The sequence below is a fragment of the Tenacibaculum lutimaris genome (assembly GCF_003610735.1).
Classification (GTDB): Bacteria; Bacteroidota; Bacteroidia; order Flavobacteriales; family Flavobacteriaceae; genus Polaribacter; species Polaribacter lutimaris.
Genome location: NZ_RAQM01000007.1, coordinates 147,725 through 161,119, shown reverse-complemented (window position 1 = coordinate 161,119; position 13,395 = coordinate 147,725). Strand labels below are relative to the sequence as shown.

Here is a 13,395-nt window from a genome sequence, read left to right as displayed (position 1 = left end):
GAAAATAATAGAAAAAAGGGCGTTTTAAAACGCCCTTTTTTCGTTTAATTAGTTCATTTAGCATAAATTTGCTAAAATTTTTTTTGGATGACTTTTTGGACTAAAATCGCAGGATTCATATTGCGAAATCGTTACTTAGTTTTACTTACTATTGCAATTATCACAGGGTTCTTAGTCACCCAAACAAAATACATGCGCTTCTCTTATACAGAAGCTAATTTACTTCCTACTGATCACGAAGCTAACATCGAGTATAATAAATTCTTAGAGATTTTTGGCGAAGAAGGTAACCTAGTAATTCTTGGGGTAAAAGATTCTACAATTTTCACTCCTGAAAAATTCAACAGTTGGAATAAACTTGTAAAAGATTTAGACAGTTTACCTCAAGTAGATTTTACAGTATCTGTAGCAGATGTTCAACAATTAAAGGCAGACAGAAAACAGCGTAAATTTGTTATTGAACCTTTATTTGATAAAGCACCAAAAACCAACGAAGAAGTTACTGAAATAAAAAAACAGCTTTTTGAGAAGCTTCCATTCTATAACAATTTACTTTACAACGACAAAGGTGTTTTACAAACCGCTATATACCTAAATAAAGATATTGTTAACACCCCTGTTCGTAAAGATTTTGTGATGGATGTTTTAATTCCAACTGTTGAATCTTTCGAAAAGAAACATAGTGTAGATGTTCGCATTTCAGGAATGCCATATATAAGAACCTTAAACTCTCAGAACATTACAGATGAAATGGGAATTTTTGTAATAGGTGCTTTACTTATTACTGCTATTATTTTCTTCTTTTTTTTCCGTTCATTTAGAGCAACATTTATCACATTATTAGTTGTTGGTATTGGTGTTATTTGGGCTTTTGGCTTTATTGGTCTTTTAGGATATGAAATTACAGTATTGTCAGCTTTAATTCCACCGTTAATTATAGTTATTGGTGTACCTAATGCGGTATTCCTTATTAATAAATATCAGCAAGAAGTAAAAAAACACGGTAATCAAGCAAAGTCATTGCAACGAGTTATTTCTAAAGTTGGAAATGCAACTTTAATGACTAACATTACCACTGCATCTGGTTTTGCTACGTTTATTTTTGTAAAGAGTCAATTGATGCGAGAATTTGGAATTTTAGCTTCAATAAATATCATCAGTATTTTCATTTTAGCTTTATTAATCATTCCGATTATTTACAGCTTCATGCCGCTTCCAGAACAGAAACATTTAAACCATTTAGAAAAAAAATGGATGGAAAATGTGGTAAACTGGATGGAAAACATGGTAAGAAAGCAACGAATTGCTATTTACATTACTACGGTTTCTATTATTATATTAAGCATGATTGGGCTATACATGATACGTGTATCTGGTAGTTTAATTGAAGATATGCCCAAAGGAAAACAATTCTATAAAGACATTAAGTTTTTCGAATCAGAGTTTGGAGGAATCATGCCGTTAGAAATTTTGATTGACACCAAAAAGGAAAAGGGTGTTATGAAACTTTCTACCTTAAAAAAGATGGAAAAGCTTAATGAAACCATTGAAACTTTCCCAGAACTTTCAAAACCAATTTCTGTAACCAACTTAGTAAAATATTCTAAGCAGGCTTACTATAACGGTAATCCAAAGTACTATCAATTACCTACAAGTCAAGAAAAGAGTTACATTTTTGCTTACACCAAAAACTCTGACAGCAACTCTGGAATGTTAAAGAATTTCGTAGATAGTACTGGTCGCTATGCTCGTATCACTACTTTTATGAAAGACATCGGTACAGATAAAATGGATGTTATTCAAGAACGTTTACAAGCAGTAATAAACAAACAATTTCCTAGTGAAAACTTCAACGTTTCACTAACAGGTAAGGCCTTAGTTTTCTTAAAAGGAACGAACTATTTAATTAAAAACTTAGTTATTTCTTTATCATTAGCTATTGTATTAATCTCTATTTTTATGGCGTGGATGTTCCGTTCGCCACAAATGATATTAATTTCATTAATACCTAACATGCTTCCTTTATTAATAACTGGTGGGTTGATGGGCTTTTTAGATATTCCTATAAAACCATCGACCATTTTAGTATTTAGTATTGCTTTTGGTATTTCAGTAGATGATACAATTCACTTCTTAGCAAAATACCGACAAGAACTATTAAGTAATAATTGGAAAATTAAACCCGCAGTATATTCTGCCTTACGTGAAACAGGAGTAAGTATGTTTTATACTTCTATTGTACTTTTCTTCGGATTCTTGGTGTTTACCGTTTCTAGTTTTGGAGGAACAATAGCATTGGGCGGATTAGTATCGGTAACATTATTATTAGCAATGGTTTCTAACTTATTATTGTTACCTTCTCTTCTTCTTTCTTTTGAAAAGAAGATAGCAAACAAGAAAGTTTTAAAAGAAACTAAGTTTAAAATTCTGCCTCCAAAAGACGAAGATAAATAAACATCCAACATATTCTTACCTTGTCTTCATTGCTCAATTAATAGCAAAAAAGTATCTTTGCTTGATTTTATTGAAGACTTAAACGTCGATGACGTAGGTTTTTATAAAAAACACAGTGAAATAGTTAAATTTCATTGTTGATACATCAACAAATTATCATATTTAAAACAGATGAAAAGAAGTAGCATTAAAGAATTATTACAATCTGACAAGATTTTACAAGAAGTACACGTAAAAGGATGGGTAAGAACTTTTAGAAGCAATCGTTTTATTGCGCTAAATGATGGTTCTACTATTAATAATATTCAGTGTGTTGTAGATTTTGAAAATGCTGACGAAACTTTATTAAAAAGAATAAATACAGGAGCTGCTGTGAGTATTCATGGTACTTTAACTGAAAGTCAAGGTAAAGGGCAAACAGTAGAAATTCAAGTAACTGATTTAGAAATTTTAGGAGATTCTAATCCTGATGAATACCCTATTCAACCAAAGCAACATAGTTTTGAGTTCTTACGTGAAAATGCGCATTTACGTGTAAGAACGAATACATTTAGTGCTGTAATGCGTTTACGCTCTGCATTATCGTTTGCAGTACATCAATACTTTCAAAAAGAAGGTTTTTATTACGTAAACACACCAATTATTACAGGTTCTGATGCCGAAGGTGCTGGTGAAATGTTTAAGGTTACCAATTTTGAAGCAAATAAAGCTCCTTTAAACGAAGAAGGGAAAATTGATTATACCAAAGATTTCTTCGGAAAAGAAACTAACTTAACGGTTTCTGGACAATTAGAAGCTGAAACCTATGCTATGGCATTAGGTAAGGTATATACTTTTGGACCAACTTTTAGAGCTGAAAACTCAAATACTACACGCCACTTAGCAGAATTTTGGATGATTGAACCAGAGGTTGCATTTAACGATTTAGATGCAAATATGGATTTGTCTGAAGACTTTATCAAGTATGTATTACAATACGTTTTAGATAACTGTCAAGACGACTTAGCCTTTTTAGATAATCGTTTAGCGCAAGAGGAAAAAAAGAAACCTCAAGCAGAACGTAGTGATATGGGCTTAATCGAAAAATTACGATTTGTAGTTGACAACAACTTTAAACGTGTAAGCTATACTGAGGCTATTGAAATTTTACGTAATTCTAAACCAAATAAAAAGAAGAAATTCCAATTCCCTGTGAACGAATGGGGTGTTGATTTACAATCAGAACACGAGCGTTACTTAGTAGAAAAACACTTTAAATGTCCAGTAATTTTATTTGATTATCCTGCAAACATTAAAGCCTTCTACATGCGTTTGAATGAAGATGGAAAAACTGTTCGTGCAATGGATGTATTATTCCCTGGAATTGGTGAAATGGTAGGAGGATCTCAAAGAGAAGAGCGTTTAGAAGTTTTACAAGAAAAAATGGCTGCATTAAACATTCCTGAAGAAGAATTATGGTGGTATTTAGATACTCGTAAATTCGGAACTGCAGTTCACTCTGGTTTTGGTTTAGGTTTTGAGCGTTTGGTATTATTTACTACTGGTATGGGTAATATTCGTGACGTTATACCTTTCCCAAGAACACCACAAAACGCTGAATTTTAAAAAAATCATAAAACTTATAAATATCAATCGTCATTCCTCAGCAGATGGCGATTTTTTTTGTCCTATTTCATATCTTTGTATATATGCTAAAACAAAGTTTACATCAAAAATTACTTCAAAAATTATCTCCACAACAAATTCAGTTGATGAAGTTAATTCAATTGCCTACACAGGCTTTTGAAGAGCGTTTGAAACAAGAAATTGAAGAAAACCCTGCTTTAGATACAGGTAAAGATGAGCCAGAGAATTTTGAAGATACTTTAGCCAACGATATTGATTATGATGATTCGGGCAATGAAAAGATTGATACCGATGATATTAATATTGATGAATATTTAAGCGACGACGAATACCCTAGTTATAAAACGCAAACGAACAACTATTCTTCCGATGATGAAGAAAAACAAGTGCCTTATGCGGCAGGAACCAGTTTTCATCAATCGTTAAACAACCAATTAAATACTTTTAGAATTGATGACGATGAACGTGCTATTGCTGAGTTTTTAGTAGGAAGTATAGACGATAGTGGTTACATTCGTAGAGACATTATCGATTTAGTTGATGATTTAGCTTTTACTCAAAACATTTTTACTACGGAAGAAAAAGTAAAAGACGTTTTAGTGAATGTTGTTCAAAAACTTGACCCCACGGGTGTTGGTGCTTTAGACTTAAAAGAATGTTTGATTATTCAGTTAAAGTCGAAAACTGAAACAGAAAGCAGAGCTTTGGCAATTCGGATTTTAGAAGAATCTTTCGATCATTTCGTTAAAAAGCACTATCAAAAATTACTAGAGAAGTATAACATTTCTGAAGAGCAACTTAAAGATGTTATTCATGAAATAAGCAGATTGAACCCTAAACCTGGAAGTTCTTATGCCGGTAATAACAAAATTGCTGAGCAAATAGTTCCTGATTTTTCAATCAGAATTATTGACGGGAATTTAGATTTAACTTTGAACTCGCGAAATGCTCCTGAATTACATGTTTCTAGAGAGTATAACAACATGCTAAAGGGCTATCAAGACTCTAAGGAGAAAACTAAATCGCAAAAAGATGCTGTGCTTTTTATCAAACAAAAATTAGATGCTGCAAAGTGGTTTATTGATGCTATTAAGCAGCGTCAACAAACGCTTTTAGTAACTATGAATGCGATTATGCACCGTCAAGAAGAATATTTTTTAACAGGAGATGAGCGTAAGTTAAAACCTATGATTTTGAAAGATATTGCTGATGAAATTAACATGGACGTATCTACGGTTTCTCGTGTTGCTAGTAGCAAGTATGTGTCTACTCCGTATGGAACAAAACTGATTAAAGATTTCTTCTCTGAATCTATGAAAAATGATCAAGGAGAAGATGTTTCTACCAAAGAAATTAAAAAGATATTAGAAACTGTTATAAGTGAAGAAGATAAACGCATACCTTTAACAGACGAAAAGCTTTCTAAAATTTTAAAAGAGAAAGGATATCCTATTGCAAGAAGAACTGTAGCTAAATATCGAGAGCAATTAGACATTCCTGTTGCTCGTTTACGTAAAGAAATTTAATGCGTTGGTATAAATTCATATCAACTATTTTGCATCCAATTGTAATGCCTACTATAGGCATTCTTTTGTATTTTATATTTTCACCAATAACACTAAATAAACAGCAACAGTTAACAGTTTTATCTGTCGTATTTATTGCTACTTATCTAATTCCATTACTTTTACTTGTATTTCTTAGGTCAATAGGATACATAAAGTCATTCAGAGTACATACTATAAATGAACGAAAGCTTCCTGTGTTTTTAATGATGACCTTGTTTATGTTCTTAGGGAAATTATTCGCAAATATGAGTATCGTTAAAGACCTAAGTTATTTATTCTACGGAACTGTTTTTGGACTAGGTTTAATTTATATGCTTTTTCCATTTAAAATAAAAGGTAGCCTACATTTGTTATCTATGGGAATTGCCATTGGATACTTTTTATTATTTCAACAATTGCAGGGTATTTATATACTTCCCGTAATAATTTCATTAATATTACTTTCAGGACTATTAGCAAGCTCTAGATTACAATTAAGAGCTCACACAGTTAAAGAAGTATATATTGGTTTTTTTATTGGCTTATTTAGCCCCTTTTTAGCTTATTTTATTTTATAGAAGATAAAAACTTAACCCTACTTTAACTATTCTACTATTAATAGACTCACCATTTAGTGTTGCGTTTTTAAACATGGGTGACAAACTGTAATACACGTGAAAATTAAAAGTACCATAACCGGCTGATAAAGCTAATCCTGTTTGCCATTTATTATAGTTTTCAACATCTGAAAAGCTAAAACTTTGATCTATTATTTTGTATCGAAATTCATTACTTATGTTATACGTAACTTTAACTCCTGCATATAATCTCCAAAAAGAATAAGTATTAACATCTGAAGAACGCCATCGAAATTGAATGGGCATTTCTATATTATGAAGTTTTATTTTATTTGAACTTAGATTAGGGTCTATTTCATAATCACCATTATCATCTATAACCTTAAGGTCATGATCAAAGGAATCATAACTATATCCTAAGCCAATTGCACAAGCAGTCCTTCCATTTTTACTAATTGGTATATCTCTCATATAACCTAGAGCTAAACCATATGAAAAACCTGTCTTTCCTAGCTCTTTCGGTTGATTTTGAAGCAAGTTATAGGTTATATCAATATACAACTGGTCTTCTAAATATTTATCCCCTACATTAAGAGAATCTCTTTGGGAAAAAACATTAAAAGAAAAGAATGTTACTAAAAATATAAATGCTGTGTACTTCATAATAATTATGTAACGATAAAGATAACTTTTTTGTATAAAAAAAGAGCAATCTATCGATTGCTCTTTTTATGTTTATTTAAAAGTAATTATTACTTATTAATTACACTTCCTTTGTGTGTAGATAAACTTAATTTAAGAGCATTAACATCTCTTAATTTTTCACGAATATCGGCTAATGTACCAACACTCGATTCTTTATCTGCCTTAATAGAAGTTGTCATAAATGGTACTTCTGCTTCAGAAACATTATCTCTTTCAAGATAAATAAAAGAAGGCACATCATCTGGTGTAGCAATCTTATCGTTTAACTGAATTCTATTATATCCTGTACCATATTTAGCGTCTTTTGCTTTACCAACATAAATTGTACTCACTAAACTTTTACGCTCAAGTTTTTTTACTTCACTTGCACTAGGTAAACGAGGTGAATCAATTAATAAATCTGTTTCTCTCATAGTAGTTGTTACCATAAAGAAAAATAATAACATAAAAACAATATCTGGTAAAGACGCCGTAGATAAAGCAGGCGTATCTTTTTTCTTCTTTCTAAACTTAGACATACTCTTTATATTGTTTTATTATTTAACATTGGTTGGATCAGTATCTGAAATAATTTGAGGATAACTCGTCTTAATATCTTCTACTTTTTTTCTTAATGACTCATCTTTTCTTGCACCATCAATAAAAGCCTTTTCAAGTTCGTCAAAACTCATACCATATTTCTCTTGGCATAATCTATTACGTAACTCAGTATACGCTCTTAACAGTTCATTCTGAACAGATACATAGGTACCGTATTCTGTACCTCTATCACTTTCTACAGAAATAATTGCCTTATTTGGATGATCTGAAGATTCTGGATCCTTTGCTCCTTTACAATAATCACAAGCAGCTCCTGCTTCTTTTCCTGGCATTGGGTTACCAATACCTCCACCATTATCTATAAATTTTATAGCTGCATCTTTTAAGTCTTTTAACTCCATAACTTCATTCTCAACTAAAAGTTGATTGTTACGGTTAATACTTACTTGAAAGATGTTTTTTTCTTTAACGATTGGTGGTTCAACTTCAGTTTTTTCAGCTAACTTTTTAGGGATACCTGAATCTACATCCATCGTTGTTGTTACAAGGAAAAAGATAAGTAGCAAGAAGGCAATATCTGCCATCGAACCTGCATTAATTTCTGGGTTTTCTCTTCTTGCCATAATAATCTACGATTTAACTAATCCTTTTAATAAATCCCACACGAAGAAACCTCCTGCGATTACTATTAATATAATACTTAACCAAATACCTGTACTTGTATTCTTAGAAACACTACTACCTGCTGTCGCAATTACTTTTTCGTTTGCATCAATAACTTGCCCGTCTGCTGATAGGATATAAGAGATTACTAATAAAACTCCTACACCTAACAATCCTAATAAAGCTTTTTTCAAAGCTGCTGGATTTTTAAACAAACTCAAAATAGAAGCTAGTACTGTTACCCCTGCCGTTAACCCTAATAACACTAAAGAGTATGTTACTAATGGAGAAACTGCATCTGATATTGCAACAGGATCATCTACATCTGCTCCCATAGCCACTATAAATAGTATTATACCAACTAAAGAGAGTAATGCTACAAAAATTGTTATTAATTTATTGTTCTTCATACCTCTTATTATTTTTTATACTTAGCTAATAAGTCAATTAGAGAGATAGAAGCATCTTCCATGTTGTTTACGATACTATCTACTTTAGAGATAATATAGTTATAGAAAATTTGTAAAATAATAGCCACTACTAAACCAAATACTGTTGTTAAAAGTGCTACTTTAATACCACCTGCTACTACCGCTGGAGAGATATCATTTGCTACTGCAATCGCATCGAATGCTGAAATCATACCAATTACAGTTCCCATGAACCCTAACATCGGTGCTAAAGCGATAAATAATGAAATCCAAGAAATGTTCTTCTCTAATAATCCCATTTGCACTCCTCCGTATCCTACTACAGCTTTTTCAGCAGCATCTAAACCTTCATCAGCTCTTTCTAAACCTTGATAAAAGATAGAAGCAACAGGACCTTTTGTGTTTCTACAAACTTCTTTAGCAGCCTCTACTCCACCTGAACTTAAAGCTTCATCAACACTAGCTACTAATTTTTTGGTATTGGTTGTAGCCATATTTAAATAAATAATTCTTTCAATTGCGATAGCTAAACCTAAGATTAAAGCTACTAATACAATTCCCATAAAACCTGGACCACCTTCGATAAAATATCTTTTTAAAATTTGGTGGAAAGTTTCTGATCCTTCTGCCGCTGCTGCGTCTTGAGCATAAGTTGATTGAATAGCTCCTAAAAACATAAATCCTGCAATAGTTAGGATATTTACTACTTTTTTCATTTTGTTATAATTAATTTTAAATAGTTAACGGGTTAAAAATACAAATTTTACTGCTAAAAACTTATTTTTTTACAAATAAGTAATGCTTTTATTGTACTTATTACGTTTTTAAATTTTTCAGAGTGGCAAGTAACAAAAAAATGTTGGGAGATTAAAAAAAATCTCTAGTATTTCTACTACTAACCTGTTTTTTAACGCTTTCCCTTAGTAGTTCAAGCAGTTACGAATGTAAATTTAACGATTTATTTACAATTTAAGCCATTTCTCCTCTGAGGGATTTTTCAAAATAACGCTTAAATTCTTCTTTTGATAGCTTTTCTCCTAATAAATACATCATTTTTGCCACAGCTGTTTCAGTAGTAATATCCTTACCATCAACAATTCCAATACGTTTTAATTCAGAACTTGTTTCGTAATGTCCTAAAATTACACTTCCTCCTGTACATTGAGTTACATTAACAATGTATATTCCTCTTTTTACAGCATCCTCCAATAAATCAACAAACCATTTTTCGGTAGGTGCATTACCTGAGCCATAGGTTTCTAAAATAATTCCTTTTAACTCTGGAATATTTATAAAACTTCTTACTACTGACTCTGTTATACCTGGGAAGAGTTTTAAAATAGCTACATGATTATCTAATTTTTTTCTAAAAACCAGCTTTTTTTCTTCTTTATTTGGTTTTAACAATAAGTGATGATTGAAGTTTAAATGCACTCCACTTTCTGCCAAAGGCGGATAATTCATTGATGCAAATGCTTCAAACTGTTCTGCATTTATTTTTGTAGTTCTGTTAGCTCTATATAATTTGTACTCAAAATACAATCCTACTTCTTGAATTATAGGTTTACCATTTTCATAAGTAGAAGCTACTTGAATAGAAGTTATTAAATTTTCTTTTGCGTCGGTACGTAAATCTCCTATAGGCAATTGCGACCCAGTAAATATCACTGGTTTTTGTAAATTTTCAAACATGAAACTTATCGCCGAAGACGTATAAGACATAGTGTCTGATCCTGTTAACACTACAAATCCGTCAAATTTGTCATAATTATCAGAAATTATTTCAGCTATCTGAATATAATAACTCACATTCATATTTGATGAATCTATCGGTTCATCAAAAGAAATAGTAGAGATTTCACAATTCAACTGCTGTAATTCTGGTATTTTACTTGAAATTTGACTAAAATCAAAAGCCTTTAAAGCTCCTGTATTATAGTCTTTAACCATACCAATGGTTCCTCCTGTATAAACTATTAAAATTTTAGGTTGTGTTGTCATTTTGACATTTTTAATTTCCTTAACTAATTTGGAATAATTTATGTTGTAAATTTATCCAGCAAAAATGATACAAAATTTTAAAACTATATAAATTATGATAGGATTTTATGTACTGATAGGTATAATATCTTTATTCAGTTGGTTAGTAAGTAACACTTTACAGCGTAAATTTAAAAAATATTCGCAAGTTCACTTACGTAATGGTATGAGCGGAGCAGAAATTGCTCAAAAAATGTTAGCAGACCATGGTATTTATGATGTACAAGTAATTTCTACTCCTGGTAGATTAACTGACCATTATAACCCTCAAAATAAAACAGTAAACCTTAGTGAAGCTGTATACAACCAACGTAATGCTGCAGCTGCAGCAGTTGCCGCTCACGAAGTAGGACATGCTGTACAACATGCTACAGCTTACCAATACTTACAAATGCGTTCTAAACTAGTACCAATGGTTAGTATTACTTCTCGTTTCTCTCAATGGATGGTTATTGGTGGTATTGCTTTTGGTGCTGCCTCTGGAAGTACAGGTATAGGTTTTTATATTGCTTTGGCTGGTTTAGCTTTTATGGCTTTAGGTACAATTTTTAGTTTTGTTACTTTACCTGTTGAATATGATGCTAGTAATAGAGCTTTGGCTTGGCTAGAAAACAAGAACATGGTAAGTCGTGAAGAATTAGCTGGATCTAAAGATGCTTTAAAATGGGCTGCAAGAACATACTTAGTCGCTGCATTAGGGTCGTTAGCTATGTTATTATATTGGGCTTTACAGGTTTTAGGAAATAGAGATTAGTTACTCCTAAGTATAAAAATTTAAAAGCCGTTTTGATTAAATCAAAACGGCTTTTAAATTTTATATTTTATCTATAAAAGCTAATCATTCAACTTCAACACAGCCATAAATGCTTGCTGTGGAATTTCTACGTTTCCTACTTGACGCATACGTTTTTTACCTTTCTTTTGTTTTTCTAATAACTTACGTTTACGAGAAATATCTCCTCCGTAACATTTAGCCGTAACATCCTTACGTAAAGCTTTTACCGTTTCACGAGCAATAATTTTTGCTCCAATAGCAGCCTGTATTGGAATATCAAACTGCTGACGAGGAATCAATTCTTTTAACTTCTCACAAATACGTTTTCCAATTGAATACGCATTACTATCATGTAATAAAGCTGAAAGTGCATCTACTATTTGTCCGTTTAATAACATATCTACACGCACTAACTTCGATTGTTTCATTCCAATTGGATGATAATCAAACGATGCATATCCTTTAGAAACTGTTTTTAAGCGATCATAAAAATCGAATACAATTTCTGCTAACGGCATATCAAAAATTAATTCAACTCTTTCTGGAGTTAAGTATGTTTGATTTACAATTTGCCCACGCTTTTCTATACAAAGCGACATTACTTGCCCAACAAAATCTGCTTTGGTGATAATTGAAGCTTTAATAAAAGGCTCTTCAACTCTATCTAATCTTGACGGATCTGGTAAATCTGATGGGTTATTTACAATAATCACCTCATCAGGGTCTTTCTTAGTAAATGCGTGGTAACTTACGTTAGGAACCGTAGTAATTACGGTCATATCAAACTCACGTTCTAAACGCTCTTGAATAATTTCCATGTGTAACATTCCTAAGAAACCACATCGGAAACCAAACCCTAATGCTGCAGAACTTTCTGGTTGAAATACTAATGAAGCATCATTTAACTGCAATTTCTCCATCGAAGCACGCAATTCTTCATAATCTTCTGTATCTACAGGATATATTCCTGCGAATACCATTGGCTTCACATCTTCAAAACCTTCAATTCTATCAGTTGTTGGATTTGCAAAATCAGTAATTGTATCCCCTACTTTTACTTCTTTTGCTGCTTTGATTCCTGTAATTAAATACCCTACATCACCTGTTTTAATCTCGTTTTTTACAACTTGATTTAACTTTAAAGTTCCTACTTCATCAGCACCATATTGTTTTCCTGTTGCCATGAATTTTATTTGTTGATTCTTTTTAATAGAACCATCAATCACTCTAAAGTAGGTTTCAATTCCACGATATGAGTTATACACCGAGTCGAAAATCAATGCCTTTAATGGCGCGTCAGGGTTCCCAGTAGGTGCAGGAATTTTTTCAATAATTGCTTTTAAAATACTGTCAACCCCAAAACCTGTTTTTCCACTTGCATGAATTACATCTTCAGGATTACATCCTAATAAATCAACTATATCATCAGTTACCTCTTCAGGATTTGCTGAAGGTAAATCTACTTTATTTAGTACAGGAATAATTTCTAAATCATTCTCTAACGCTAAGTATAAGTTAGAAATAGTTTGTGCTTGAATACTCTGCGCTGCATCAACAATTAACAAAGCACCTTCACAAGCTGCTATAGAACGAGAAACTTCATAAGAAAAATCTACGTGACCAGGAGTATCGATTAAGTTTAGAATATAATTTTCTCCTTCGTAAACATAATCCATTTGAATCGCATGCGATTTAATTGTAATTCCACGTTCGCGCTCTAAATCCATGTTATCTAGTAACTGGTTTTGCTTTTCACGCTCAGTAACTGTGCCTGTATAATCTAATAATCTATCGGCAAGAGTACTCTTACCATGATCAATATGTGCAATAATGCAAAAATTTCTAATGTTCTTCATCAATATAAAAATTTCTCAAACCATTTTAGACACTTAGGAAATCCGTTTTAACAAAACCGCATTATTTACTAAATACCCATTATGGGTTCATTCGTCGTAATCTAACTACTTGTGACTTGCAAAGATACTTCTTTGAAAAACGATGTACAATTAAAAATTTACACAATAAAAAAATAAAAA

At 31.9% G+C, this 13,395-nt stretch carries 12 protein-coding genes; 5 read left to right on the top strand and 7 right to left on the bottom strand.

What is annotated here, in order from left to right; genetic code table 11:
* The first annotated feature begins 87 nt into the window (after nt 1-87).
* The 4 genes from C8N26_RS04365 (at nt 88) to C8N26_RS04350 (ending at nt 6,205) form a co-directional block, all read left to right on the top strand.
* Nucleotides 88-2,454 (top strand): efflux RND transporter permease subunit, encoded by a 2,367-nt coding sequence (locus tag C8N26_RS04365; RefSeq protein WP_120186229.1) that lies wholly within the window; start codon nt 88-90, stop codon nt 2,452-2,454.
* A gap of 171 nt (nt 2,455-2,625) precedes the next feature.
* On the top strand, nt 2,626-4,059 hold the full coding sequence (asnS, locus tag C8N26_RS04360; RefSeq protein WP_120186228.1) for an asparagine--tRNA ligase: 1,434 nt from the start codon (nt 2,626-2,628) through the stop codon (nt 4,057-4,059).
* An 83-nt stretch (nt 4,060-4,142) separates the two neighbouring features.
* Nucleotides 4,143-5,606 (top strand): RNA polymerase factor sigma-54, encoded by a 1,464-nt coding sequence (gene rpoN, locus C8N26_RS04355; RefSeq protein WP_120186227.1) that lies wholly within the window; start codon nt 4,143-4,145, stop codon nt 5,604-5,606.
* Complete coding sequence (locus C8N26_RS04350; protein WP_120186226.1) at nt 5,606-6,205, top strand: hypothetical protein; 600 nt, start codon at nt 5,606-5,608, stop codon at nt 6,203-6,205. Before rpoN ends, C8N26_RS04350 begins: the two co-directional genes overlap by 1 nt.
* On the opposite strand, the gene C8N26_RS04345 is transcribed toward C8N26_RS04350, so the two are convergent.
* From C8N26_RS04345 to C8N26_RS04320, 6 genes are all read right to left on the bottom strand, one after another.
* Nucleotides 6,200-6,868 (bottom strand): porin family protein, encoded by a 669-nt coding sequence (locus tag C8N26_RS04345; protein WP_120186225.1) that lies wholly within the window; start codon nt 6,866-6,868, stop codon nt 6,200-6,202. The two genes, C8N26_RS04350 and C8N26_RS04345, sit on opposite strands and share 6 nt — an antisense overlap.
* A gap of 89 nt (nt 6,869-6,957) precedes the next feature.
* Nucleotides 6,958-7,428 (bottom strand): ExbD/TolR family protein, encoded by a 471-nt coding sequence (locus C8N26_RS04340; protein ID WP_120186224.1) that lies wholly within the window; start codon nt 7,426-7,428, stop codon nt 6,958-6,960.
* 18 nt (nt 7,429-7,446) lie between these two features.
* Entirely contained in the window at nt 7,447-8,073 is a 627-nt protein-coding gene (locus C8N26_RS04335) for an ExbD/TolR family protein (RefSeq protein WP_120186223.1), read from the bottom strand.
* Between the two features lie 6 nt (nt 8,074-8,079).
* Nucleotides 8,080-8,523 (bottom strand): hypothetical protein, encoded by a 444-nt coding sequence (locus C8N26_RS04330; RefSeq protein ID WP_120186222.1) that lies wholly within the window; start codon nt 8,521-8,523, stop codon nt 8,080-8,082.
* A gap of 8 nt (nt 8,524-8,531) precedes the next feature.
* Nucleotides 8,532-9,260 carry a MotA/TolQ/ExbB proton channel family protein gene (locus C8N26_RS04325; protein WP_120186221.1) on the bottom strand — a complete coding sequence of 243 codons (729 nt, stop codon included), beginning with the start codon at nt 9,258-9,260 and terminating at the stop codon, nt 8,532-8,534.
* A gap of 253 nt (nt 9,261-9,513) precedes the next feature.
* Entirely contained in the window at nt 9,514-10,545 is a 1,032-nt protein-coding gene (locus C8N26_RS04320; RefSeq protein WP_120186220.1) for an asparaginase, read from the bottom strand.
* Nucleotides 10,546-10,639: 94 nt separating this feature from the next.
* Between C8N26_RS04320 and C8N26_RS04315 the strand changes: the two genes are divergently transcribed.
* Nucleotides 10,640-11,338: a zinc metallopeptidase gene (locus C8N26_RS04315; RefSeq protein ID WP_028892283.1), complete on the top strand. Its 699-nt coding sequence runs from the start codon at nt 10,640-10,642 to the stop codon at nt 11,336-11,338.
* Nucleotides 11,339-11,418: 80 nt separating this feature from the next.
* On the opposite strand, the gene lepA is transcribed toward C8N26_RS04315, so the two are convergent.
* Nucleotides 11,419-13,215: a translation elongation factor 4 gene (gene lepA / locus C8N26_RS04310; protein ID WP_120186219.1), complete on the bottom strand. Its 1,797-nt coding sequence runs from the start codon at nt 13,213-13,215 to the stop codon at nt 11,419-11,421.
* Nucleotides 13,216-13,395: the final 180 nt, after the last annotated feature.